At 57.5% G+C, this 23,870-nt stretch carries 23 protein-coding genes; 19 read left to right on the top strand and 4 right to left on the bottom strand.

All coding sequences use genetic code 11. From position 1 onward, the window contains the following. Window positions 1-38 precede the first annotated feature (38 nt). On the bottom strand, window positions 39-1,556 hold the full coding sequence (gene dnaA / locus BBG20_RS10160; RefSeq protein WP_065902695.1) for a chromosomal replication initiator protein DnaA: 1,518 nt from the start codon (window positions 1,554-1,556) through the stop codon (window positions 39-41). A gap of 585 nt (window positions 1,557-2,141) precedes the next feature. Here dnaA and rpmH point away from each other — a divergent pair. The 5 genes from rpmH to mnmE all read left to right on the top strand — a co-directional run bounded on the left by rpmH (window position 2,142) and on the right by mnmE (window position 6,070). Then, window positions 2,142-2,276 (top strand): 50S ribosomal protein L34, encoded by a 135-nt coding sequence (rpmH, locus tag BBG20_RS31720; protein ID WP_003213577.1) that lies wholly within the window; start codon window positions 2,142-2,144, stop codon window positions 2,274-2,276. Window positions 2,277-2,289: 13 nt separating this feature from the next. After that, window positions 2,290-2,697 (top strand): ribonuclease P protein component, encoded by a 408-nt coding sequence (gene rnpA / locus BBG20_RS31715; RefSeq protein ID WP_020302575.1) that lies wholly within the window; start codon window positions 2,290-2,292, stop codon window positions 2,695-2,697. After that, on the top strand, window positions 2,690-2,935 hold the full coding sequence (gene yidD / locus BBG20_RS31710) for a membrane protein insertion efficiency factor YidD (protein WP_010207715.1): 246 nt from the start codon (window positions 2,690-2,692) through the stop codon (window positions 2,933-2,935). Before rnpA ends, yidD begins: the two co-directional genes overlap by 8 nt. 2 nt (window positions 2,936-2,937) lie before the next feature. Continuing rightward, window positions 2,938-4,620, top strand: a complete 1,683-nt coding sequence (gene yidC, locus BBG20_RS10150) for a membrane protein insertase YidC (RefSeq protein ID WP_065902690.1) — start codon at window positions 2,938-2,940, stop codon at window positions 4,618-4,620. Window positions 4,621-4,699: 79 nt separating this feature from the next. Further along, entirely contained in the window at window positions 4,700-6,070 is a 1,371-nt protein-coding gene (gene mnmE / locus BBG20_RS10145) for a tRNA uridine-5-carboxymethylaminomethyl(34) synthesis GTPase MnmE (protein WP_065902688.1), read from the top strand. 68 nt (window positions 6,071-6,138) lie between these two features. Here the strand turns inward: mnmE and BBG20_RS10140 are convergent, their stop codons facing one another. From BBG20_RS10140 to BBG20_RS10130, 3 genes are all read right to left on the bottom strand, one after another. Then, on the bottom strand, window positions 6,139-8,574 hold the full coding sequence (locus BBG20_RS10140; protein ID WP_065902686.1) for a TonB-dependent siderophore receptor: 2,436 nt from the start codon (window positions 8,572-8,574) through the stop codon (window positions 6,139-6,141). Between the two features lie 90 nt (window positions 8,575-8,664). Continuing rightward, window positions 8,665-9,609 (bottom strand): FecR domain-containing protein, encoded by a 945-nt coding sequence (locus BBG20_RS10135; protein ID WP_065902684.1) that lies wholly within the window; start codon window positions 9,607-9,609, stop codon window positions 8,665-8,667. Continuing rightward, complete coding sequence (locus BBG20_RS10130) at window positions 9,609-10,115, bottom strand: sigma-70 family RNA polymerase sigma factor (protein ID WP_065902682.1); 507 nt, start codon at window positions 10,113-10,115, stop codon at window positions 9,609-9,611. Before BBG20_RS10130 ends, BBG20_RS10135 begins: the two co-directional genes overlap by 1 nt. A 554-nt stretch (window positions 10,116-10,669) precedes the next feature. On the opposite strand from BBG20_RS10130, the gene mnmG reads away from it, so the two are divergent. From mnmG to glmU, 14 genes are all read left to right on the top strand, one after another. Beyond that, on the top strand, window positions 10,670-12,562 hold the full coding sequence (mnmG, locus tag BBG20_RS10125; protein WP_065902900.1) for a tRNA uridine-5-carboxymethylaminomethyl(34) synthesis enzyme MnmG: 1,893 nt from the start codon (window positions 10,670-10,672) through the stop codon (window positions 12,560-12,562). Continuing rightward, a complete protein-coding gene (gene rsmG, locus BBG20_RS10120) occupies window positions 12,559-13,203 on the top strand; it encodes a 16S rRNA (guanine(527)-N(7))-methyltransferase RsmG (RefSeq protein ID WP_065902677.1) in 645 nt (214 codons plus the stop codon). Before mnmG ends, rsmG begins: the two co-directional genes overlap by 4 nt. Before the next feature lie 18 nt (window positions 13,204-13,221). Next, the gene (locus BBG20_RS10115) at window positions 13,222-14,019 is read left to right on the top strand and encodes a ParA family protein (RefSeq protein ID WP_010207696.1); all 798 of its coding nucleotides are present in this window, start codon (window positions 13,222-13,224) and stop codon (window positions 14,017-14,019) included. Window positions 14,020-14,028: 9 nt separating this feature from the next. Beyond that, complete coding sequence (locus BBG20_RS10110; protein ID WP_015886650.1) at window positions 14,029-14,901, top strand: ParB/RepB/Spo0J family partition protein; 873 nt, start codon at window positions 14,029-14,031, stop codon at window positions 14,899-14,901. A gap of 148 nt (window positions 14,902-15,049) precedes the next feature. Further along, complete coding sequence (locus BBG20_RS10105) at window positions 15,050-15,457, top strand: F0F1 ATP synthase subunit I (protein ID WP_043048220.1); 408 nt, start codon at window positions 15,050-15,052, stop codon at window positions 15,455-15,457. A gap of 16 nt (window positions 15,458-15,473) precedes the next feature. After that, complete coding sequence (atpB, locus tag BBG20_RS10100; RefSeq protein WP_034101609.1) at window positions 15,474-16,343, top strand: F0F1 ATP synthase subunit A; 870 nt, start codon at window positions 15,474-15,476, stop codon at window positions 16,341-16,343. 134 nt (window positions 16,344-16,477) lie between these two features. Further along, entirely contained in the window at window positions 16,478-16,735 is a 258-nt protein-coding gene (gene atpE / locus BBG20_RS10095) for a F0F1 ATP synthase subunit C (RefSeq protein WP_002555987.1), read from the top strand. A gap of 56 nt (window positions 16,736-16,791) precedes the next feature. Beyond that, on the top strand, window positions 16,792-17,262 hold the full coding sequence (locus BBG20_RS10090; RefSeq protein ID WP_015886647.1) for a F0F1 ATP synthase subunit B: 471 nt from the start codon (window positions 16,792-16,794) through the stop codon (window positions 17,260-17,262). 12 nt (window positions 17,263-17,274) lie between these two features. Beyond that, a complete protein-coding gene (locus tag BBG20_RS10085; RefSeq protein ID WP_015886646.1) occupies window positions 17,275-17,811 on the top strand; it encodes a F0F1 ATP synthase subunit delta in 537 nt (178 codons plus the stop codon). A gap of 21 nt (window positions 17,812-17,832) precedes the next feature. Then, on the top strand, window positions 17,833-19,377 hold the full coding sequence (gene atpA, locus BBG20_RS10080; protein WP_003177064.1) for a F0F1 ATP synthase subunit alpha: 1,545 nt from the start codon (window positions 17,833-17,835) through the stop codon (window positions 19,375-19,377). Window positions 19,378-19,427: 50 nt separating this feature from the next. Continuing rightward, window positions 19,428-20,288 carry a F0F1 ATP synthase subunit gamma gene (atpG, locus tag BBG20_RS10075; protein WP_003233565.1) on the top strand — a complete coding sequence of 287 codons (861 nt, stop codon included), beginning with the start codon at window positions 19,428-19,430 and terminating at the stop codon, window positions 20,286-20,288. A gap of 27 nt (window positions 20,289-20,315) precedes the next feature. Next, window positions 20,316-21,692 carry a F0F1 ATP synthase subunit beta gene (atpD, locus tag BBG20_RS10070; protein WP_015886645.1) on the top strand — a complete coding sequence of 459 codons (1,377 nt, stop codon included), beginning with the start codon at window positions 20,316-20,318 and terminating at the stop codon, window positions 21,690-21,692. Window positions 21,693-21,736: 44 nt separating this feature from the next. Beyond that, window positions 21,737-22,153, top strand: coding sequence for a F0F1 ATP synthase subunit epsilon (locus BBG20_RS10065; protein WP_003177061.1), 417 nt, complete (start codon window positions 21,737-21,739; stop codon window positions 22,151-22,153). A gap of 122 nt (window positions 22,154-22,275) precedes the next feature. Beyond that, window positions 22,276-23,643 carry a bifunctional UDP-N-acetylglucosamine diphosphorylase/glucosamine-1-phosphate N-acetyltransferase GlmU gene (gene glmU, locus BBG20_RS10060; protein WP_065902671.1) on the top strand — a complete coding sequence of 456 codons (1,368 nt, stop codon included), beginning with the start codon at window positions 22,276-22,278 and terminating at the stop codon, window positions 23,641-23,643. The last annotated feature ends 227 nt before the right edge of the window (window positions 23,644-23,870 follow it).

Below are 23,870 nucleotides of genomic sequence, written 5' to 3'. Positions count from 1 at the left end.
GGTCTAGTCCCTTGCCTTAATAAGCTGCGCTGGTGTCATCAAGTTGTCAGTGTACGCAGCAGGTTCTTGTAGTCCTCGCGAATATCCGCGTCGGATTCCTTAAGTTCATTGATCTTGCGGCATGCGTGCAAGACCGTTGTGTGGTCGCGACCACCAAACACATCACCGATTTCCGGCAGGCTGTGGTTGGTCAACTCCTTGGAGAGGGCCATGGCCACCTGACGGGGACGTGCCACCGAACGCGAACGGCGCTTGGACAGCAGGTCGGAGATCTTGATCTTGTAGTACTCGGCCACGGTGCGCTGGATGTTATCCACACTCACCAGCTTGTCTTGCAGGGCCAGCAAGTCTTTCAGGGATTCGCGAATCAACTCGATGGTGATGTCGCGGCCCATGAAGTGCGAGTGCGCAATGACCCGCTTGAGCGCGCCTTCCAGCTCACGCACGTTGGAACGGATGCGTTGGGCAATAAAGAAAGCAGCATCATGCGGCAGGTCGACCTTCGCCTGATCGGCCTTTTTCATCAGGATCGCAACGCGGGTTTCCAGCTCCGGCGGCTCGACCGCCACGGTCAGGCCCCAGCCGAAACGTGATTTCAGGCGTTCTTCCAGCCCTTCGATTTCCTTCGGATAACGGTCACTGGTCAGGATGACCTGTTGGCCGCCTTCGAGCAGGGCGTTGAAGGTGTGGAAAAACTCTTCCTGGGAACGTTCTTTGCGCGCGAAGAATTGAATGTCATCGATCAGCAACGCATCAACCGAGCGGTAGAACCGCTTGAACTCGTTGATGGCATTGAGCTGCAAGGCCTTGACCATGTCAGCCACGAAGCGCTCCGAGTGCAGGTACACGACCTTGGCATTCGGGTTCTTCTTTAATAGGTGGTTACCCACAGCGTGCATCAAGTGGGTCTTACCCAAACCGACGCCGCCATAAAGGAACAGCGGGTTGTAGCCGTGCTTGGGGTTATCGGCGACCTGCCAGGCGGCCGCGCGGGCCAGCTGGTTGGATTTACCTTCGACGAAGTTCTCGAAGGTAAAGGTGCGGTTCAGGTAGCTGGTGTGCTTGAGCGCGCCTTCGACCTGCACGGTGCGCTGTTCGGCGCGAACCGGCGCCTGCTGGGAGCTTGCGCCCGCCATCGGGTCAAAACTGTCGCGGGACGGTTCTTCGTGTTCGGGCGCATTTTTTTGCGCGGCGGATTTCGCAGGTGTCGGCGCAGGAGCTGGCGTGTTGTTGACCGGTGAGGTCGCCGCCTGAGCCTGCGATGCCGCAGCCGCCAACGGCGCGTTCGGCGCAGCACGCGGGACTGAACTGCGTTTGCTGCCTATTAATAAGGAGAGCACCGGCGCGAGACCATTGCCATGTTCATCGAGCAATTCGAGAACGCGGCTCAAGTACTTCTCGTTGACCCAGTCGAGGACAAAACGGTTAGGCGCATAGACACGCAACTCGTCGCCTTCGGCTTCGACCTGTAGCGGACGGATCCAGGTGTTGAATTGCTGGGCAGGCAGCTCTTCGCGCAAAAGCTCCACGCACTGCTGCCAAAGTTCCACTGACACGGATATCCCCTAAGTTGAAAGCCGGTGAGGCAAAAACAGCCGCCATTGTAGCGGCCAGCCGTCCACTTATCCACATGTAGGTTGCGCACAGGACGCCCAAAATCAACGCGTTAAGTTAGAAAAAGGCGACCAATGGTCTGTGCATAAGCTCTGTGGATAAGCCTACCTAAGCTCGTTGTACAAGTGGGGTCGAAAGTCTGTGGGTAACTGGCCTGTGGATAACAACCTATTCCACACACAGCTTATCCGACAGTGCAGCACAGGCAGAGCACCGTTTTCCCCCGTAGTTGTCATTCTCTGTACAGCAGGCAGCTCATGGCCTCAGGGAACTTATCCACAGATAATCGCCTGCCTAGCTTTTATAAGCTTTACAGAAAAGCTTTAAATAACTTCCTTCTTTATTTTTATATCTATGGCATTGCTCGTGAAAGCCGAGCGCATGGAAAACGGCGGATGGCCGGTAAAGATCTAATTAAAGGAAAAGCTGGTTGGAAATTGACCTAGAGGCTTGCTTTCTCTAGAATCGCCGGTCTCTTAAAACGGGGGCCATTCCGGCCCGTTGTGGACGAACCAGGTAACAACGCCATGAAACGTACTTTCCAACCAAGCACCATCAAACGCGCCCGTACCCACGGCTTCCGTGCTCGCATGGCTACCAAGAACGGCCGTGCTGTCCTGTCGCGTCGCCGCGCCAAAGGTCGTGCGCGTCTGGCAGTTTGATAATCCGGTACTGGTGGTGAGTCAGGACTTCAGTCGGGAAAAGCGTCTGCTAACCCCCCGGCACTTCAAGGCAGTCTTTGACTCCCCCACCGGCAAGGTTCCGGGGAAAAATCTCCTGCTCCTTGCGCGTAACAACGATCTTGATCATCCCCGTCTCGGGTTGGTGATCGGCAAGAAGAGCGTAAAGCTCTCCGTTGAGCGCAATCGCCTCAAGCGTCTGATGCGCGAATCGTTTCGCCTCCACCAGGACACTCTGGTTGGTTGGGATATTGTTATCGTCGCGCGCAAAGGCTTGGGTGATGTAGAAAACCCCGAATTGATTCAGCATTTCGGCAAGCTCTGGAAACGTTTGGCGCGTACCCACAAGCCAGCACCAGCAGTCAGCACCGAAACTGTAGGGGTAGACAGCCTTGATGCGTAAACTGGCCCTCGTTCCGATCCAGTTTTATCGCTATGCCATTAGTCCTCTGATGGCCAGCCACTGTCGTTTCTACCCCAGTTGTTCCTGCTACGCGTTAGAGGCCATAGAAAATCATGGTCTTCTGCGCGGTGGCTGGCTGACCTTTCGTCGTTTAGGTCGCTGTCATCCGTGGAATCCCGGTGGTTATGACCCGGTTCCACCTATCCCTACCTCCCGTTCTTCTTCGATGGCCGAGTAATCATGGATATTAAACGCACGATCCTGATCGTCGCCCTGGCAATCGTGTCCTACGTCATGGTTCTTAAGTGGAACCAGGACTACGGCCAGGCTGCCCTGCCGACTCAGAATGTTGCTACCAATCAGGCTGCGCCGGCTATTCCGGACACCCCGCTGGGTAACAATGCGTCCGCGAGTGCCGATGTTCCCAGCGCGAATGGCGAGACAAGCGCCCCTTTAGAAACGCCAGTGGTCACCAATAAAGACCTCATCCACGTGAAAACGGATGTGCTCGACCTGGCTATCGACCCACAAGGTGGTGATATCGCGCAGTTGAAACTGCCGCTGTATCCACGTCGCCAAGACCATCCGGATGTCCCGTTCCAACTGTTCGATAACGGTGGTGAACGGACTTATCTGGCGCAAAGTGGCCTGACCGGCACCAACGGTCCGGATGCACGTGCTACCGGTCGTCCGGTTTATTCGACCGAGCAAAAGACTTATCAACTGGCTGACGGCCAGAACCAGTTGAACGTCGACCTGAAATTCAGCCTCGACGGCGTCAATTACATCAAGCGTTTCAGCTTCACCCGTGGTTTGTACGACTTGAAGGTCACTTACCTGATCGACAACGAAAGCGACAAGCCATGGAGCGGCAACCTGTTTGCCCAGCTCAAGCGTGACGCCAGTTCCGACCCTTCTTCCAGCACCGCCACTGGAACCGCGACTTACCTGGGCGCTGCCCTGTGGACAAGTAACGAGCCGTACAAAAAAGTGTCGATGAAAGATATCGACAAGGGCTCGCTGAAAGAAACCGTCCAAGGTGGCTGGGTTGCCTGGCTGCAACACTACTTCGTGACCGCCTGGATCCCGAACAAGGGTGACGCGAACCTGGTTCAAACCCGCAAGGACAGCCAGGGTAACTACATCATTGGCTTCACTGGCCCGGCGTTGACCGTCGCTCCAGGTGCCAAGGCCGAGACCAGCGCTACCCTGTACGCCGGTCCGAAAAGCCAGGCCGTGCTGAAAGAGTTGTCCCCAGGTCTTGAGTTGACTGTGGATTACGGCTTCCTCTGGTTCATTGCCCAGCCGATTTTCTGGTTGCTGCAACATATCCACAGCATTGTGGGTAACTGGGGCTTCTCGATCATCTTCCTGACCATGCTGATCAAAGGGATTTTCTTCCCGCTGTCGGCCGCCAGCTACAAGTCGATGGCGCGTATGCGTGCCGTTGCGCCGAAACTGGCCGCGCTGAAAGAGCAACATGGTGATGACCGGCAGAAAATGTCGCAGGCCATGATGGAGCTGTACAAGAAAGAGAAGATCAACCCGCTGGGTGGATGCTTGCCGATTCTGGTGCAGATGCCGGTATTCCTGTCTTTGTACTGGGTACTCCTGGAAAGCGTGGAAATGCGCCAGGCACCGTTCATGCTGTGGATAACTGACTTGTCGATCAAAGACCCGTTCTTTATCCTGCCGATCATCATGGGCGCGACCATGTTTATCCAGCAGCGTTTGAACCCGACTCCGCCGGATCCGATGCAGGCCAAGGTAATGAAAATGATGCCAATCATCTTCACCTTCTTCTTCCTGTGGTTCCCTGCTGGTCTGGTGCTGTACTGGGTGGTCAACAACGTGTTGTCGATCTCTCAACAGTGGTACATCACTCGTAAAATCGAAGCGGCTACCAAAAAAGCTGCGGCGTAATTTACTCTGTGGATAACCACTCAAGACGCCCCCTAGTGGGGCGTTTTGCTTTCTGTCACTTTTGTTCTGGAACCTGCTGATGAGCGCTCCTCGTGAAACCATCGCTGCTGTCGCTACCGCTCAAGGTCGCGGCGGTGTCGGTATCGTTCGTATTTCCGGGCCGCTTGCCGGCAGGGCAGCACTGGCGATCAGCGGTCGCGAGTTGAAGCCGCGGTATGCCCATTACGGGCCGTTCCTGGACGCCGACAACAGTGTGCTGGACGAGGGCCTGGCGCTTTATTTTCCGGGCCCGAATTCATTCACCGGTGAAGACGTCCTTGAACTGCAGGGCCACGGCGGCCCGGTGGTGCTGGATATGTTGCTGCAGCGCTGCCTGCAATTGGGTTGCCGCCTGGCTCGCCCGGGCGAATTCAGCGAGCGCGCCTTCCTCAACGACAAGCTCGACCTGGCCCAGGCTGAAGCCATTGCGGACTTGATCGAAGCCAGTTCTGCACAGGCGGCACGCAATGCGTTGCGCTCGTTGCAGGGGGCTTTTTCCCTGCGTGTGCATAACTTGACCGAGCAATTGATCAGCCTGCGCATTTACGTGGAGGCTGCGATCGATTTTCCGGAAGAGGAAATCGACTTTCTTGCCGATGGCCATGTCCTGGCAATGCTGGATAAAGTCCGTGATGAGTTATCCACAGTACTGCGTGAGGCCGGGCAGGGCGCGTTGTTGCGTGACGGTATGACCGTGGTGATTGCCGGCCGGCCGAATGCGGGCAAATCCAGTCTGCTCAACGCCCTGGCAGGTCGCGAAGCCGCGATTGTCACCGAGATCGCCGGCACCACCCGTGACATCCTGCGCGAACATATCCACATCGACGGCATGCCGTTGCACGTCGTCGACACCGCTGGCCTGCGCGACACTGAAGACCAGGTGGAAAAGATCGGCGTCGAACGCGCCCTCAAGGCAATCGGCGAAGCTGACCGCGTGCTGCTGGTGGTGGATGCCACGGCACCGGAGGCTGTGGATCCTTTTGCACTGTGGCCGGAATTCCTCGAGCAACGGCCGGACCCGGCCAAAGTCACCTTGATCCGCAACAAGGCCGACCTGACGGGCGAAGCCATCGCCCTGGAAACCAGCGAGGATGGCCACGTCACCATCAGCCTGAGCGCCAAGTCGGCAGGCGAAGGCCTGGAATTGCTGCGTGAGCATCTCAAGGCATGCATGGGCTTCGAGCAGACATCGGAAAGCAGCTTCAGTGCGCGCCGCAGGCACCTGGAGGCACTGCGCCACGCCAGCGCGGCGCTGGAGCATGGTCGAGCGCAGCTGACCCTGGCGGGGGCGGGGGAGCTGCTGGCTGAGGATTTACGCCAGGCGCAGCAGCTGCTGGGGGAAATCACCGGTGCATTCAGCTCCGATGATTTGTTGGGACGGATTTTTTCCAGCTTCTGCATCGGCAAATAACCAGGTTATCCACAACCCCTGCCGGCGACAGTGGCCTGAAGACGTCCAGATGCTTCAGGCCTCATCCATCACCAGTTATACGAAACTGTCCCAAGCAGTGTACGGCTGTCGCCCCAATAACAGCGGCCCGCATCGTTACAGCCGGACACATATTCCTTGTCGAACAGGTTCTTCGCGTTCAGATCCACAGACCAGTGTTTGTCTATCTGATAACCCACTGACGCATCCACCAAGGTGACACTTCCCGCGTCGAGTTTTCCGTACAGCGATGGCCCCGTGTAGGAAAAGGTGCTGTCGAAATAACGCACACCGCCGCCCAGGGACACGCCTTTCAACTGGCCGTCGAGGAACCGGTACTTGCTCCACACCGACGCCTGGTTGCGTGGAACTCCGCTCATCTGGTGTCCTTCGACCAGCGACGTGGCCGAGTCCTTGGTAATACGTGCGTCCGTGTAGGTGTAGGCCGCAGTGAGGTTCAGGTTGGGCGTAATGTTGCTGTTGACCTCCACCTCCACGCCCTTGGCTCGGCTCTCGCCAACCTGGCGATAACTGTTGGTGGTGGCATCGAGGTAGGTGTCGTCCTGCTTGCGCAGGTCATACACCGATAATGTCATCGCGGTGTCCCAGCCGATCGGCTCGTATTTCACACCCACTTCGTACTGGCTGCTGGTGATCGGCTTCAAGGGGGAGCCGGCATTGGAAATCTGCTGCACCGGTACAAACGCGGTGGAGTAGCTGACATACGGCGTCAGGCCGTTGTCGAACTGATACATCACCCCGCCCTGATAGGTGAACTTGCGATCCTGCGAGTCGGTATTGCTGGCCTTGTTCACTTTGTCGCGGAAGTCACTGTCGACCCAGTCCTGGCGGCCTCCCAGCAGAAACAGCCAGTGGTCATACTTGCTCTGGATCTGTGCATAAACCCCTTTCATCTGCTGTTCGAGCAAGGTGTTTTGCACCGCAACCGGCGTAAGCGGGTCGCGCAGGTATACCGGGTTATACACATTGATGGTGCCGGCGAAGCCAGCGTCCCAGTCCTGGTTGAATGAGGTGCGGTCGTAGCTGGCGCCGAACAACAGGGTATTTTCCAGTTCGCCCAGCTGGAATTTGCCTTCAAGCTGGTTATCCAGGGAGTAGACCATCGACTTGTTGTAGCGGTCGTAGGCGGTCATGTTCAGTTGGGTACCGAAACCACGATTATTCAGCGCGCTTGGCCAGGTTTCGTGCCGGTTGATGCGTGACTGCATATAGCGCGAGTTCTGGCGGAACTGCCAGTCGTCGTTGAGGGTGTGGCTGAATTCGTAGCCGGTGCTCCAGGCTTCGCGTTCGAAGGTGTTCCAGTCCGGATCACCGAGCATGGTGTGCTTGGACAGCTTACCGTTGGGGTTTTTAAGCAATGTGCCGGCAGCGGGCAAGCCGAGTTCCAGGTTGGTGTGGTCTTTCTGATAGTTGGCCAGCAGGGTGAGGGTGTTGTAGTCGTCGAAATTCAAGGTCAGGGAGGGCGCGATATAGAGCCGATCATCCGGGACGTGATCGGTCTGGGTGTCGGACTTTCGACCCAGCATCACCACGCGGCCAAGGATGTTCTCGTTGTCATTGAGCGGACCGGAGATATCCACACCCAGCTGGCGACGGTTGTTCGTGCCATACCCCAACTGCACCTCGCCTTGCGGGGTAGAAGTCGGGTGTTTGCTGACCAGGTTGACCAAGCCACCTGGGGCGTTTTCGCCGTAGAGCAGGGATGACGGACCACGGAAAATCTCGACCCGCTCCAGGCCATAAGGCTCGCTGGTGGTGTCGTACCGATTGCCTTGTACGCGTAAGCCATCACGTAGCAGGCCGTAGCCATAATCCGTGGCGTTGAAACCGCGAATGAAGAACAGGTCGCCCGCCAGGCTGTCGCCGGCCGCAAAGGGTGGAGCGAAGATGCCGGGTACATAGCCCAATACTTCAGTCAGGCTCTGGGATTTCTGGTCCTTGATGCGCTGGCCGGTGACCACCGAGACCGAGCGCGGTGTTTCCGACAGCGGCGTGCTGGTCTTGGTACCGATGCGGCTGTTTTGCGCCTTGTAGCCAACATCCGCGGCGATGTCCTGATTGAACCCCGCCTGTTGATAAGTACTCACGGTTGTTGGGGCGAGGGTCAGTTGACCTTCGGGAGCCGCCTGCAGGACATAGCTGCCGGGGGCCTGGGCGACAGCCTGCAGTCGCGAGTCTTGCAGGAGCAGTGCGAAGCCCTGATCCACCGAATAGTCCCCCTCCAGCCCTGGGGTGTTCAATTGCGCGGTTTGCTGGGGCGAAAAGGACAGAATCACATTGGCCCGGGCGGCAAACTGGCTCAAGGCGCCGTCCAGCGGGCCAGCCCCAATGGTGTAGTGCTGCACCGCGCTAGCAGCCATCGCACCCGTGCAGAGCAACATGCTGGTGGCGGCAGACGTGAGCAGCAAACCGCAGCTCATGCCGTGGTAGGAGAGTCGTTGGCGGATCTTGGTAGGAAGGCGCATAGGTGGATAAGCCCTGAAGGTAGCGTCGTGATTACCTGTAGGGCCGCGCCAGGTAAAAAAAAGATAACCCCCTTGTGGATAATTTTTCCCTCAACCGATGCGCTTCACCGATACCCAATAACGGGTGAAGTATTTCACCTGGATCGGCAGGGTTGCTTGCAGGTTGGCCAATACCGCGTCGGTGGCGTCCAGGCGAAACGTGCCGGAAACACGCAGGCGTGCCGAGGCCGGATCGCACTGCAGCATGCCCGGCCGATAGCGGGCGAGGTCGTCGATCACATCCCCAAGCCTTGCATCCAGCACGATCAGTTGTCCGTCGACCCAGGCTGCCTGGGTGCGGCCATAAGGCTGGTTGAGCCCCACGTGCTGTCGGTCGAAGTCGACGCTTTCACCTGCTCCGAGCAGTCGGACATGATCGGGTTGGTTACCCGGCGCCACACTGACTCGATCTTCCAGCACACCAACGCGCGTGGCGTCCGGCAATTGGCGCACGGTAAACCGCGTGCCCAATGCCTGGATCCGGCCCTGGCGCGTCTCCACATAAAAGGGTGTCTGCCCGCCGGACTTGCCGGTGTGGATAAGCACTTCACCTTCGCGCAGGCGTATCAAACGCTGGCGACCGTCGAACAGCACATCAATTGCGGTGTTGGTATTCAGGTCTATCCGCGTGCCATCCGCCAGCTCGATGCGCCGTCGCGTGCCCACCGGTGTGCGGTAGTCAGCCCAGACATTGCCCAGGGAAGTATGTTGCTGGACATTCCAGCCCAGGTAGCCGGTAGCACCAAGTACCAGCATCCACTTGAGCACCTGGCGGCGTTGTTGCGTGGTCGACAATGCGCGGCGCGTAAGGTCCTGGGGCAGGGCGCCAAGGCTGCGCTGCAACTGCTCCATCTGGTTCCACGCAGCCAAGTGGGACGGATCACCATTGAGCCATTGCTGCCAGGCATGACGCTCGGCGGCGGTCGGCGGCTGGGATTGAAATTGCACAAACCAACTGGCGGCGGCCTCGAAGGTCTTGCGATCGGGCGCAGCCATCAAAGACTGGCCATGATCAGCGAGCATTCGGTCAGGGCGCGGATCATGTGTTTCTTCACCGTGGTCAACGAGACCTGCAACTGGTCGGCAATCTGTTGATAAGTCAGCCCGTCGATCTGCGAGAGCATAAAGATCCGCCGTGCCCGTTCACCCAGGCCAGCCAGCGCTTTATCCACAGCTACCAGGGTCTCGATGATGATCGCCTTGTCTTCTTCACTGATGGCGGTGGCTTCGGGACGTTCGGCCAAGGTCTGTTTATAAGCCTGTTCGATGGCATGGCGGCGGTAACGATCAATCACCAACCCCCTGGCAATGGTCGCCAAGTAGTCGCGCGGTTCGAGGATCTGTCCCGCATGTCGCCCTCCCAGAATGCGCACGAACGTATCGTGCGCAACATCAGCGGCATCGCAGGCGTTATGCAATTTACCTTTGAGCCATCCGTGCAGCCACGAGTGGTGTTGCTCATAGATGTGCTGGACGGCAACGGTGTGTGAAGAAGGGGACATAGGGCATGACAAGCGAGGTTAATGATAATCGCTATTATTAACTGCGCCGTGGTTTTCTCACAATAGCTCTGTTTTTGCCGCAGTCGAAGGGTTCTGGTGGCTTCGTCGTGGGCGCTATTCACTCGGATCCAGCAATTTCTGTGGATTAAGCCCTGTGAATAACCGCCCCTGTGCCCAGTTGATAACAGGGCTTGAAACCTGAGCAAAAACCCCTCTGTGGATAACCACCTGTTTAATCCACAGGCTTAAAGCACTTATCCAAGGGCCTCCTTGGCACATGACCACAGACTTTTGAAACGCTGTACACAATGTAAATAAAGGCCTGTAGAGATCTATCCACAGAAACCATGCTCAGTAGAAATAAACATAAAAACAAAGATTTAATAAATTTCTCTCTTTTAATTTCTATTGTCTGTGATTCATCCACAGCTGGTTAAATTTTGTGCAAAGGGTTCTTTAGGAAGGGGTAAGTCCCTATACTTGCCGCCAAAGCTCTAAAACCAGCTCAACCAATCAATTCCTAATTACCTACATAAGCAGGCACGAGGTGCGTGGTGGATTTCCCTTCCCGTTTTGAAGTGATCGTCATCGGCGGCGGTCATGCCGGTACCGAGGCAGCACTGGCGTCAGCACGCATGGGCGTAAAAACCCTGTTGCTCACGCATAACGTGGAAACCCTCGGTGCAATGAGTTGCAACCCCGCTATTGGTGGGATCGGCAAAAGCCATCTGGTCAAGGAAATCGATGCCCTTGGTGGTGTCATGGCCGAAGCAACCGACAAGGGTGGTATTCAATTTCGCGTGCTCAACAGCCGCAAAGGCCCGGCAGTGCGTGCTACTCGGGCACAAGCCGACCGCATCCTGTACAAGGCGGCGGTACGCGAAACCCTGGAAAACCAGCCGAACCTGTGGATATTTCAACAAGCTGCCGATGACCTGATCGTCGAACAGGACCAGGTCCGCGGTGTTGTCACGCAAATGGGCCTGCGGTTCTTCGCAGAATCCGTGGTGCTGACCACCGGTACGTTCCTCGGCGGACTTATCCACATTGGTATGCAGAATTATTCGGGCGGTCGCGCCGGTGATCCGCCGTCGATTGCCCTGGCGCATCGCCTGCGTGAACTGCCACTGCGCGTCGGGCGCCTGAAAACCGGGACCCCGCCGCGTATTGACGGGCGTTCTGTGGATTTCTCGGTGATGACCGAACAAGCCGGCGATACACCGATTCCGGTGATGTCGTTCATGGGCTCCAAAGAGCAGCACCCGAAACAGGTGAGCTGCTGGATTACCCATACCAATGCGCGCACCCACGAAATCATCGCGGCCAACCTCGACCGCTCGCCGATGTATTCCGGGGTGATCGAGGGCATTGGCCCACGTTATTGCCCATCGATCGAAGACAAGATCCACCGCTTTGCCGACAAGGAAAGCCACCAGGTCTTCATCGAACCGGAAGGCCTGACCACTCACGAGCTGTACCCGAACGGGATTTCCACTTCGCTGCCGTTCGACGTGCAAATCCAGATTGTGCAATCGATCCGTGGCATGGAAAACGCTCATATCGTGCGTCCGGGCTACGCCATCGAGTACGACTATTTCGACCCGCGTGACCTGAAGTACAGCCTGGAAACCAAGGTGATCGGCGGTCTGTTCTTTGCTGGCCAAATCAACGGCACCACCGGTTACGAAGAAGCCGGCGCCCAGGGTTTGCTGGCCGGAACCAACGCGGCATTGCGCGCACAGGGCAAGGACAGCTGGTGCCCGCGTCGCGATGAAGCGTATATCGGCGTACTGGTTGATGACCTGATTACCCTGGGTACCCAGGAACCGTACCGGATGTTTACCTCCCGGGCGGAATATCGCCTGATCCTGCGCGAAGACAACGCCGACCTGCGCCTGACCGAAAAAGGTCGCGAGCTGGGCTTGGTCGATGACGCGCGCTGGGCGGCCTTCTGCAAAAAACGCGAAAGCATCGCGCTCGAAGAGCAGCGCCTGAAAAGTACCTGGGTTCGCCCGGGCACCGAGCAGGGCGACGCGATCGCGGAAAAATTCGGCACGCCGCTGACCCACGAATACAACCTGCTGAACCTGCTGTCCCGTCCGGAAATCGACTACGCTGGTCTGGTCGAAGTGACCGGCCAGGGCGCAGAAGATCCACAGGTCGCCGAACAGGTCGAGATCAAGACCAAGTACGCCGGTTACATTGATCGCCAACAAGACGAGATTGCTCGCCTGCGCGCCAGTGAAGACACCAAGCTGCCTGTGGATATCGACTACACCGGGATTTCCGGGCTGTCGAAAGAAATCCAGAGCAAGCTGGGGATAACTCGACCGGAGACCCTCGGCCAGGCTTCACGTATTCCTGGCGTCACCCCGGCGGCCATTTCGCTGTTGATGATTCATTTGAAAAAACGCGGCGCGGGCCGTCAGTTGGAGCAAAGCGCTTGAGTTCGTTGGTCACCTCGCAACACGCCGAAGAGTTATCCACAGGTGCACGCCAGTTGGGCGTGGACCTGACCGAAGCCCAGCACACTTTGCTGCTGGGTTATCTGGCCCTGTTGATCAAATGGAACAAGGCTTACAACCTGACCGCGGTGCGCGATCCCGATGAAATGGTCTCGCGTCATTTGCTCGACAGCTTGAGCGTGATGCCGTTTATCGAAAACGGCCGCTGGCTCGACGTAGGCAGTGGCGGCGGCATGCCCGGTATTCCGCTGGCCATCCTGTTTCCGGACGCGCAAGTGACGTGCCTGGACAGCAACGGCAAGAAAACCCGCTTCCTGACCCAGGTCAAACTCGAACTCAAGCTGGATAACCTGCAAGTTATCCACAGCCGGGTCGAAGCCTTCACGCCTGAGCAGCCTTTCAACGGAATTGTTTCCCGGGCGTTCAGCAGCATGGAGAACTTCAGCAACTGGACTCGCCACCTTGGCGACCGCGATACCCGCTGGCTGGCAATGAAGGGCGTTCATCCAAGCGACGAGCTGTTAGCATTGCCGGCAGACTTCCACCTCGATAGCGAACACGCCTTGGCCGTACCCGGTTGCCAAGGCCAACGCCATCTGCTGATACTGCGCCGCACGGCATGATTGGGAACACAAGCAAGAATGGCTAAGGTATTCGCGATAGCGAACCAGAAAGGTGGCGTGGGTAAAACCACCACCTGCATCAACCTCGCAGCATCCCTGGTCGCCACCAAGCGTCGGGTGCTGTTGATCGATCTCGATCCACAGGGCAACGCCACCATGGGTAGCGGTGTGGATAAACACGGCCTGGAAAACTCGGTCTACGACTTGCTGATTGGCGAGTGCGACCTTGCCCAGGCCATGCACTATTCCGAACACGGCGGTTATCAACTGCTGCCGGCCAACCGCGATTTGACCGCGGCGGAAGTGGTGCTGCTGGAAATGCAGATGAAAGAAAGCCGTCTGCGCAGCGCCTTGGCGCCGATCCGCGAGAATTACGACTACATTTTGATCGACTGCCCCCCGTCACTGTCGATGCTGACACTGAACGCACTGGTGGCCGCCGATGGGGTGATTATCCCCATGCAGTGCGAGTACTACGCGCTGGAAGGTCTGAGCGACCTTGTGGATAACATCAAGCGCATCGCTGAGTTGCTCAACCCGAACCTGCAGATCGAAGGCCTGCTGCGGACCATGTTCGATCCGCGCCTGAGCCTGATGAACGATGTGTCGGCGCAGCTCAAGGAACACTTTGGCGATCAGCTGTACGACACGGTGATCCCGCGCAACATCCGTCTGGCCGAAGCCCCGAGCTACGGCATGCCGGCCCTGGCGTACGACAAACAATCGCGGGGTGCCATTGCCTACCTGGCACTGGCCGGCGAAATGGTTCGTCGACAGCGCCGCAACTCACGCACCGCTGCAGCCCAGCCAACTTAAGGAATCCCCATGGCCGTCAAGAAACGAGGTCTCGGACGTGGACTGGATGCACTGTTGAGTGGTCCGACCGTCACATCGCTTGAAGAACAAGCGGTGCAGGCCGACGAGCGCGAGCTGCAACACCTGCCCCTGGACCTGATCCAGCGCGGCAAATACCAGCCACGCCGGGACATGGACCCCCAGGCGCTGGAAGAACTGGCCAATTCGATCAAGGCCCAGGGCGTGATGCAGCCGATCGTGGTACGCCCGATCGGTGGTGGACGCTTCGAAATCATCGCCGGTGAACGCCGCTGGCGTGCCAGCCAGCAGGCTGGCAAGGACACCATCCCGGCGATGGTGCGTGATGTGCCGGATGAAACGGCCATCGCCATGGCGTTGATCGAGAATATCCAGCGTGAAGACCTCAACCCGATCGAAGAAGCGATCGCGTTGCAGCGTTTGCAGCAGGAATTCCAGCTGACCCAGCAACAAGTGGCCGAGGCCGTGGGTAAATCCCGGGTCACCGTGTCCAACCTGCTGCGCCTGATCGCGTTGCCGGAAGTCATCAAGACCATGCTGTCCCACGGTGACCTGGAGATGGGCCATGCCCGTGCTTTGCTCGGATTGCCGGAAAATCAACAGGTTGAGGGGGCGCGACACGTTGTCGCACGAGGGCTCACCGTTCGTCAGACAGAGGCCCTGGTTCGCCAATGGCTCAGTGGTAAACCTGCACCGGTCGAAACGGCCAAACCTGATCCGGATATTGCACGTCTGGAGCAGCGCCTGGCCGAGCGCCTGGGCTCTGCGGTGCAAATTCGCCACGGCAAGAAAGGCAAAGGCCAATTGGTCATCGGATATAACTCTCTCGATGAGCTTCAGGGCGTCCTTGCCCACATCCGCTGAAACATTTGCTTATGTAGCGCGTGATCGGAAATCACTACCCGGCAGTTGAATAGGGGCAGAACCGCCCCTATACTCTGCGCGCATTTTGTCGGCACAAATTATGCCAAGTTATTGATTTCCGGCAGCCGACCATTGAGGAGCAAGAGTGATGGAAACCCGCACGCCAAACACGTTGCCGTTCCATCGCTTGGCCGTTTTCCCGGTTTTATTGGCTCAGTTAGTCATTTTGCTGATCGCCGCATTGGCGCTTTGGTATTGGCATGGAGTCGTAGCCGGGTATTCAGGACTTTGCGGAGGCCTGATAGCCTTGCTGCCCAATATGTATTTTGCTCACAGGGCCTTTCGGTTTTCCGGCGCCCGAGCAGCCCAGGCTATCGTCCGGTCCTTTTATGCCGGCGAAGCAGGGAAACTGATTTTGACGGCAGTGCTGTTTGCACTGACCTTTGCAGGTGTGAAGCCATTGGCGCCGCTGGCTGTATTCGGCGTCTTCGTGTTGACCCAACTGGTCAGCTGGTTCGCTCCCCTGCTAATGAAAACAAGACTTTCGAAACCTTAGGGCGTTTGAGGCAACCATGGCAGAAACAACCGCTTCGGGCTATATCCAGCACCACTTGCAGAACCTGACCTTCGGTCAGCTTCCCAACGGCGGCTGGGGCTTCGCCCACACCGCAGCAGAAGCCAAAGAAATGGGCTTCTGGGCTTTCCACCTGGATACTCTGGGCTGGTCGGTCGCACTGGGCCTGATTTTCGTCCTGATTTTCCGCATGGCGGCAAAGAAGGCGACTTCCGGTCAACCAGGTGCCCTGCAGAACTTCGTGGAAGTATTGGTCGAATTCGTCGATGGCAGCGTGAAAGACAGCTTCCATGGCCGTAGCCCGGTGATTGCACCGCTGGCACTGACCATCTTCGTCTGGGTGTTCCTGATGAACGCCGTCGACCTGATCCCGGTCGACTGGATTCCTCAGCTGGCCATCCTGATCTCGGGCGACCACCACATTCCATTCCGTGCGGTTTCCACCACGGACCCTAACGCCACCCTGGGCATGGCCCTGTCGGTGTTCGCGTTGATCATTTTCTACAGCATCAAGGTCAAGGGCATCGGCGGCTTCATCGGCGAACTGACCCTGCACCCGTTCGGCAGCAAGAACATCTTCGTTCAAGCCCTGCTGATCCCGGTGAACTTCCTGCTGGAGTTCGTGACCCTGGTCGCCAAGCCGATTTCCCTGGCCCTGCGACTGTTCGGCAACATGTATGCCGGCGAACTGGTGTTCATTCTGATCGCTGTGATGTTCGGCAGTGGTCTGCTCTGGCTCAGCGGCCTGGGCGTGGTTCTGCAGTGGGCGTGGGCTGTGTTCCACATCCTGATCATCACCCTGCAGGCCTTCATCTTCATGATGCTGACCATCGTCTACCTGTCGATGGCGCACGAAGAGAACCATTAAGACCAGTCTCGACTAGTCTGATGTCCTTCCCGGTCACCCGGGAAGGTGGGCTCTAACGGCCTATGAAACGATTTGTTTTACCGCTTTAAAATCTAAAAAACCTAAACCATACGACGTAAAAGTCGGGAGGAAAGATGGAAACTGTAGTTGGTCTAACCGCTATCGCTGTTGCACTGTTGATCGGCCTGGGCGCCCTGGGTACTGCCATTGGTTTCGGCCTGCTGGGCGGCAAATTCCTGGAAGGCGCAGCGCGTCAGCCAGAAATGGTTCCAATGCTGCAAGTTAAAATGTTCATCGTCGCCGGCCTGCTCGACGCCGTGACCATGATCGGCGTTGGTATCGCACTGTTCTTCACCTTCGCGAACCCCTTCGTTGGTCAACTCGCTGGCTAATCACTCGACTTTTCGAGTGATTGGGGTGATGGACAACGAATGAGCGAGGTGTTGGCGTGAACATTAATGCAACCCTGATTGGCCAATCCGTTGCGTTCTTCATTTTTGTAGTGTTTTGCATGAAGTTCGTGTGGCCTCCGGTCATCGCGGCTTTGCACGAACGTCAGAAGAAGATCGCGGATGGTTTGGACGCTGCCAGCCGTGCAGCTCGCGACCTGGAGTTGGCCCAAGAGAAAGTGGGTCATCAACTGCGCGATGCTAAAGCACAGGCAGCTGAAATCATTGAGCAAGCCAAGAAACGCGGTAACCAGATCGTCGAAGAGGCTGTTGAAAAAGCCCGCGTCGAAGCTGACCGTGTGAAGGCTTCGGCTCATGCCGAGATCGAACAGGAACTGAACGGCGTCAAAGACGCGCTGCGTGCCCAACTGGGTGCTCTGGCGGTCGGCGGTGCTGAGAAGATCCTCGGTGCCACAATCGATCAAAACGCGCACGCGGAGCTGGTTAACAAACTGGCTGCTGAAATTTAAGCGAGGGCGATCATGGCAGAACTGACCACGTTGGCCCGACCTTACGCTAAGGCAGCCTTCGAGCACGCCCAGGCCCACCAGCAGCTGGCCTCTTGGTCAGCCATGCTCGGCCTGGCTGCAGCAGTGTCGCAAGACGACACCATGCAGCGCGTGCTCAAGGCCCCGCGCCTGACGAGCGCAGACAAGGCCGCCACTTTTATTGAAGTGTGCGGCGACAAGTTTGATGTGAAAGTGCAGAACTTCATCCATGTCGTTGCCGAAAACGACCGTCTCCCGCTACTGCCGGAGATCGCCGCTCTGTTCGACCTGTACAAGGCCGAAGCAGAGAAATCGGTAGACGTTGAAGTGACCAGTGCTTTTGCATTGAACCAAGAACAGCAAGACAAACTCGCCAAGGTTCTCAGTGCACGACTCAATCGGGAAGTGCGCCTGCAAGCTTCGGAGGACGCATCCCTGATTGGTGGTGTTGTTATCCGTGCCGGCGACCTGGTTATCGATGGCTCGATTCGCGGCAAAATCGCGAAACTTGCCGAAGCATTGAAATCTTGAGTTTGAAGGGGCAGCAGAGCAATGCAGCAACTCAATCCTTCCGAAATAAGTGAAATTATCAAGGGCCGCATCGACAAGCTCGATGTGACCTCCCAAGCCCGTAACGAAGGCACTGTCGTCAGCGTATCTGACGGCATCGTGCGGATTCACGGTCTGGCCGACGTTATGTACGGCGAGATGATCGAGTTTCCGGGCGGCGTCTACGGTATGGCCCTCAACCTGGAGCAAGACTCCGTAGGTGCCGTTGTATTGGGCGCGTACACCAGTCTGGCTGAAGGCATGAGCGCCAAGTGCACCGGCCGCATCCTGGAGGTTCCGGTTGGTAAGGAACTGCTGGGCCGCGTAGTCGACGCACTGGGTAACCCTGTTGACGGCAAAGGTCCACTGGGCAACACCGAGACCGACGCGGTCGAGAAAGTTGCTCCAGGCGTGATCTGGCGTAAGTCGGTAGACCAGCCTGTACAGACTGGCTACAAGGCTGTCGATGCCATGATCCCTGTCGGCCGTGGCCAGCGTGAGCTGATCATCGGTGACCGTCAGATCGGTAAAACCGCTCTGGCGATCGACGCGATCATCAACCAGAAGAACAGCGGCATTTTCTGCGTCTACGTAGCTATCGGTCAGAAGCAATCGACCATCGCCAACGTGGTTCGCAAGCTGGAAGAAAACGGCGCCCTGGCCAACACGATCATCGTGGCTGCCAGTGCTTCGGAATCTCCTGCGCTGCAATTCCTGGCACCGTACTCCGGTTGCACCATGGGTGAATTCTTCCGCGACCGCGGTGAAGACGCGCTGATCGTTTATGACGATCTGTCCAAGCAAGCAGTGGCTTACCGCCAGATTTCCCTGCTGCTGCGCCGTCCACCAGGCCGTGAAGCCTACCCAGGCGACGTGTTCTATCTCCACTCCCGTCTGCTGGAGCGCGCATCCCGCGTTTCCGAAGAGTACGTAGAGAAGTTCACCAACGGCGCAGTGACCGGCAAAACCGGTTCCCTGACCGCACTGCCGATCATCGAAACCCAGGCTGGCGACGTTTCCGCGTTCGTTCCGACCAACGTGATTTCCATCACCGACGGTCAGATCTTCCTGGAATCGGCCATGTTCAACTCGGGCATCCGCCCTGCAGTGAACGCCGGTGTTTCGGTATCCCGTGTGGGTGGTGCCGCTCAGACCAAGATCATCAAGAAGCTCTCCGGTGGTATCCGTACCGCTCTGGCTCAGTACCGTGAACTGGCGGCATTCGCCCAGTTCGCTTCTGACCTGGACGAAGCGACCCGTAAGCAACTTGAGCATGGTCAGCGCGTTACCGAGCTGATGAAGCAGAAGCAATACGCCCCGATGTCGATCGCTGACATGGCGTTGTCGCTGTATGCCGCTGAGCGTGGGTTCCTGACCGACGTTGAAATCGCCAAGGTCGGCAGCTTTGAACAAGCGCTGATTGCTTACTTCAACCGCGATCACGCCGAATTGATGGCGAAGATCAACGTGAAGGGTGACTTCAATGACGATATCGACGCTGGCATGAAAGCCGGTATCGAGAAGTTCAAGGCCACCCAAACCTGGTAAGCCGCAGCGGGAGCCGCAAGGCTCCCGCTTGCTAACCTGATAGGTGTTACATGGCAGGCGCAAAAGAGATTCGCAGTAAGATTGCGAGCATCAAAAGCACGCAAAAAATTACCAGCGCCATGGAAAAAGTGGCGGTCAGCAAAATGCGCAAGGCACAAATGCGCATGGCTGCTAGCCGTCCTTATGCGGAGCGTATCCGCCAGGTAATTGGGCATCTGGCCAACGCCAACCCGGAATACCGCCACCCGTTCATGATCGACCGCGCAGTCAAGCGTGTGGGTTATGTGGTAGTGAGCAGTGACCGTGGTTTGTGCGGTGGTCTGAATACCAACCTGTTCAAGGCCCTGGTCAAGGACATGGCGGTAAACCGCGAAAACGGCGTCGAGATCGATCTGTGTGTTGTTGGTAGCAAGGGTGCGGCCTTTTTCCGCAACTTCGGCGGTAACGTCGTTGCAGCTATCAGCCACCTGGGTGAAGAGCCGTCGATCAATGATTTGATCGGCAGTGTGAAGGTGATGCTGGATGCGTACCTGGAAGGCCGGATTGACCGCCTGTCCGTGGTATCCAACAAGTTCATCAACACCATGACCCAGCAGCCAACCGTGGAGCAATTGATTCCACTGGTGGCGACTCCGGATCAGGAACTCAAGCACCACTGGGACTACCTCTACGAACCAGACGCCAAAGAGCTGCTTGACGGCTTGATGGTGCGCTACGTGGAGTCGCAGGTGTACCAGGCGGTGGTCGAGAACAACGCAGCTGAACAAGCGGCGCGGATGATCGCGATGAAAAACGCTACCGATAACGCCGGTGATCTGATCAGCGATTTGCAGCTGATCTACAACAAGGCGCGTCAGGCTGCGATCACCCAAGAGATCTCGGAAATCGTCGGCGGCGCTGCCGCGGTTTAACGGTTCAAATATTCAGAGGATCCAGCTATGAGTAGCGGACGTATCGTTCAAATCATCGGCGCCGTTATCGACGTGGAATTTCCACGCGACAGCGTACCGAGCATCTACAACGCGCTGAAAGTACAAGGCGCGGAAACTACTCTGGAAGTTCAGCAGCAGCTGGGCGACGGCGTAGTTCGTACCATTGCGATGGGTTCCACCGAAGGCTTGAAGCGCGGTCTGGACGTTGTCGACACTGGCGCTGCCATCTCCGTACCGGTCGGTAAAGCGACCCTGGGCCGGATCATGGACGTACTGGGCAACCCGATCGACGAAGCTGGCCCGATCGACACCGAAGAGCGCTGGGGCATTCACCGTCCAGCACCTTCGTTCGCCGAACAAGCTGGCGGCAACGACCTGCTGGAAACCGGCATCAAGGTTATCGACCTGGTTTGCCCGTTCGCCAAGGGCGGTAAAGTTGGTCTGTTCGGTGGTGCCGGTGTAGGCAAGACCGTAAACATGATGGAACTGATCCGTAACATCGCCATCGAGCACAGCGGTTATTCCGTGTTCGCCGGTGTGGGTGAGCGTACTCGTGAGGGTAACGACTTCTACCACGAGATGAAGGACTCCAACGTTCTGGACAAAGTGGCACTGGTTTACGGTCAGATGAACGAGCCGCCGGGAAACCGTCTGCGCGTAGCACTGACTGGCCTGACCATGGCCGAGAAGTTCCGTGACGAAGGTAACGACGTTCTGCTGTTCGTCGACAACATCTACCGTTACACCCTGGCCGGTACTGAAGTATCCGCACTGCTGGGCCGTATGCCTTCGGCAGTAGGTTACCAGCCGACCCTGGCTGAAGAGATGGGCGTTCTGCAAGAACGTATCACTTCGACCAAGGAAGGTTCGATCACTTCGATCCAAGCGGTATACGTACCTGCGGATGACTTGACCGACCCATCGCCTGCGACCACCTTCGCCCACTTGGACGCCACCGTCGTACTGTCCCGTGACATCGCTTCCCTGGGTATCTACCCAGCGGTCGATCCACTCGACTCGACTTCGCGCCAGCTGGATCCGAACGTGATCGGCCAGGAGCACTACGACACCGCTCGCGGCGTCCAGTACGTGCTGCAGCGTTACAAAGAACTGAAGGACATCATTGCGATCCTGGGTATGGACGAGCTGTCGGAAACCGACAAGCAGTTGGTATCCCGCGCTCGTAAGATCCAGCGCTTCTTGTCGCAGCCGTTCTTCGTGGCTGAAGTCTTCACCGGTGCCTCGGGTAAATACGTTTCCCTGAAAGACACCATTGCTGGCTTCAAAGGCATCCTCAACGGTGACTACGACCACCTGCCAGAACAAGCGTTCTACATGGTCGGCGGCATCGAAGAAGCGATCGAGAAAGCCAAGAAACTGTAATCCAGGCGCCCGGAAACGGGCGCTCATCAGGTTGAGGCAATCAGATGGCTATGACAGTCCATTGCGATATCGTCAGCGCGGAAGGGGAAATCTTCTCCGGTCTGGTAGAAATGGTGATTGCACACGGCGAACTCGGTGACCTGGGTATTGCCATGGGCCACGCGCCGTTGATCACCAGCTTGAAGCCAGGTCCGATCACTCTGACCAAGCAAGGCGGGGAAAAGGAGGTGTTTTACATCTCCGGTGGTTTCCTCGAGGTTCAGCCGAACATGGTCAAGGTACTTGCCGACACCGTGCAACGTGCTGGCGACCTGGATGAAGCCTCCGCTCAGGAAGCCGTCAAGGCTGCCGAGAAGGCCCTGAATGAAAAGGGTGCGGACTTCGACTACAGCGCTGCTGCTGTACGTCTGGCCGAGGCTGCAGCCCAGCTGCGCACGCTCCAGCAGATCCGCAAGAAGTAAGCGGCCAAGCCGTAATACTTATGCGCGATTGATTAAAAAGGGTAGCCTCGGCTACCCTTTTTCTTTTTCAGCAAAACACATCTCTGGTCTGAAGCAGGACCGCTCAGGATTGGTAGCCATTCATGTCTCTTGAAATCGTCATTCTCGCCGCAGGCCAGGGCACCCGCATGCGTTCAGCCCTGCCCAAGGTGCTGCATCCGGTCGCCGGCAATTCGATGTTGGGCCATGTTATCCACAGCGCTCGGCAGTTGGACCCCCAGCGAATTCACGTGGTGATCGGCCACGGTGCCGATGTGGTGCGCGAGCGCCTGGCTGCCGATGACCTGAATTTCGTTCTGCAAGACAAGCAACTGGGTACTGGCCACGCCACCGCGCAAGCCGTGCCGTTCATTACCGCCGACACCGTGCTGATCCTTTATGGCGACGTGCCGCTGATCGAAGTGGAAACCTTGCAGCGCCTGCTCAAACACGTAGTGCCTGGCCAGATGGGCCTGCTGACCGTTGAGCTGGACGACCCTACCGGTTATGGACGCATCGTGCGCAACGCCGACGGCAAGGTCGCAGCCATTGTTGAACACAAGGATGCCAGCGAAGCCCAACGCGCGATCACCGAGGGCAACACCGGCATTCTTGCGGTGCCAGCCAACAAACTCGCCGACTGGATGAGTCGTCTGTCCAACAACAACGCCCAGGGCGAGTATTACCTCACCGACGTGATCGAGATGGCCGTGAGTGATGGCTTGCTGGTCGCCACCGAGCAACCCCACGACCCGATGGAAGTGCAGGGCGCCAACGACCGCAAGCAACTGGCTGAACTGGAGCGCCACTATCAACTGCGCGAAGGCCGTCGCCTGATGGCCCAGGGCGTGACCTTGCGCGACCCGGCGCGCTTCGATGTACGCGGTGAGATCACCGTTGGCCGCGACGTGCTGATCGACATCAACGTGATCCTCGAAGGCCGCGTGGTCATCGAAGACGACGTAGTGATTGGCCCGAACTGCGTGATCAAGGACAGCACCCTGCGCAAAGGTGTGGTGGTCAAGGCCAACAGCCATATCGACGGTGCCGTGATGGGCGAGGGCAGTGACGCTGGCCCGTTCGCGCGGTTGCGTCCGGGTAGCGTGCTGGGAGCCAAGGCCCATGTGGGTAACTTTGTTGAATTGAAGAATGCCAAGTTGGACGCGGAAGCTAAAGTCGGCCACTTGACCTACCTGGGTGACGCCACTGTAGGCGCGCGAACCAACATTGGCGCCGGCACCATCACGTGTAACTACGATGGCGCCAACAAGCACCAGACCACCATTGGGGCGGACGTGTTTATCGGTTCCAATAATTCCTTGGTTGCTCCGGTCACCCTCGACGATGGCGCCACCACAGCAGCCGGCTCAACCATCAATCAGGATGTGGATAAGTCTCAACTGGCCGTCGCCCGCGCCCGCCAGCGCAACATCGACGGTTGGAAACGCCCGGTCAAAATCAACAAGACCTGAGTTATCCACACCCTCATCGGCAAACGCTATCTCCTGTGGGAGCTGGCTTGCCTGCGATAGCGGTCTGGCATTCACCATGAATGTCGCCTGACACGCCGCGATCGCAGGCAAGCCAGCTCCCACATTTTTTGCTCCGAGTATTCAAAAAGCTCATTCCAGCGCTTGACGATCTTTCGCCAATAGGTTTTGATTGCCTTCGTTATCTTTCGAAGCGAAACTTATCATCA

The organism is Pseudomonas aylmerensis (assembly GCF_001702265.1).
GTDB classification, from domain to species: Bacteria; Pseudomonadota; Gammaproteobacteria; order Pseudomonadales; family Pseudomonadaceae; genus Aquipseudomonas; species Aquipseudomonas aylmerensis.
Note: the sequence above shows the minus strand (reverse complement) of the source record. Positions and strands in the feature narration are given on the sequence as shown.

Excerpts from the sequence above, each read along its gene's own strand:
- BBG20_RS10130 (WP_065902682.1), bottom strand. The coding sequence starts at position 10,115 with ATGTCCCCTTCTTCACACACCGTTGCCGTCCAGCACATCTATGAGCAA.
- BBG20_RS10135 (WP_065902684.1), bottom strand. The coding sequence starts at position 9,609 with ATGGCTGCGCCCGATCGCAAGACCTTCGAGGCCGCCGCCAGTTGGTTT.
- glmU (WP_065902671.1), top strand. The coding sequence starts at position 22,276 with ATGTCTCTTGAAATCGTCATTCTCGCCGCAGGCCAGGGCACCCGCATG.
- BBG20_RS10085 (WP_015886646.1), top strand. The coding sequence starts at position 17,275 with ATGGCAGAACTGACCACGTTGGCCCGACCTTACGCTAAGGCAGCCTTC.
- mnmE (WP_065902688.1), top strand. The coding sequence starts at position 4,700 with ATGAGCGCTCCTCGTGAAACCATCGCTGCTGTCGCTACCGCTCAAGGT.
- atpG (WP_003233565.1), top strand. The coding sequence starts at position 19,428 with ATGGCAGGCGCAAAAGAGATTCGCAGTAAGATTGCGAGCATCAAAAGC.
- BBG20_RS10065 (WP_003177061.1), top strand. The coding sequence starts at position 21,737 with ATGGCTATGACAGTCCATTGCGATATCGTCAGCGCGGAAGGGGAAATC.
- yidC (WP_065902690.1), top strand. The coding sequence starts at position 2,938 with ATGGATATTAAACGCACGATCCTGATCGTCGCCCTGGCAATCGTGTCC.
- BBG20_RS10105 (WP_043048220.1), top strand. The coding sequence starts at position 15,050 with ATGGAAACCCGCACGCCAAACACGTTGCCGTTCCATCGCTTGGCCGTT.
- atpB (WP_034101609.1), top strand. The coding sequence starts at position 15,474 with ATGGCAGAAACAACCGCTTCGGGCTATATCCAGCACCACTTGCAGAAC.
- atpE (WP_002555987.1), top strand. The coding sequence starts at position 16,478 with ATGGAAACTGTAGTTGGTCTAACCGCTATCGCTGTTGCACTGTTGATC.
- atpA (WP_003177064.1), top strand. The coding sequence starts at position 17,833 with ATGCAGCAACTCAATCCTTCCGAAATAAGTGAAATTATCAAGGGCCGC.
- yidD (WP_010207715.1), top strand. The coding sequence starts at position 2,690 with ATGCGTAAACTGGCCCTCGTTCCGATCCAGTTTTATCGCTATGCCATT.
- BBG20_RS10140 (WP_065902686.1), bottom strand. The coding sequence starts at position 8,574 with ATGCGCCTTCCTACCAAGATCCGCCAACGACTCTCCTACCACGGCATG.
- BBG20_RS10110 (WP_015886650.1), top strand. The coding sequence starts at position 14,029 with ATGGCCGTCAAGAAACGAGGTCTCGGACGTGGACTGGATGCACTGTTG.
- rpmH (WP_003213577.1), top strand. The coding sequence starts at position 2,142 with ATGAAACGTACTTTCCAACCAAGCACCATCAAACGCGCCCGTACCCAC.
- atpD (WP_015886645.1), top strand. The coding sequence starts at position 20,316 with ATGAGTAGCGGACGTATCGTTCAAATCATCGGCGCCGTTATCGACGTG.
- BBG20_RS10115 (WP_010207696.1), top strand. The coding sequence starts at position 13,222 with ATGGCTAAGGTATTCGCGATAGCGAACCAGAAAGGTGGCGTGGGTAAA.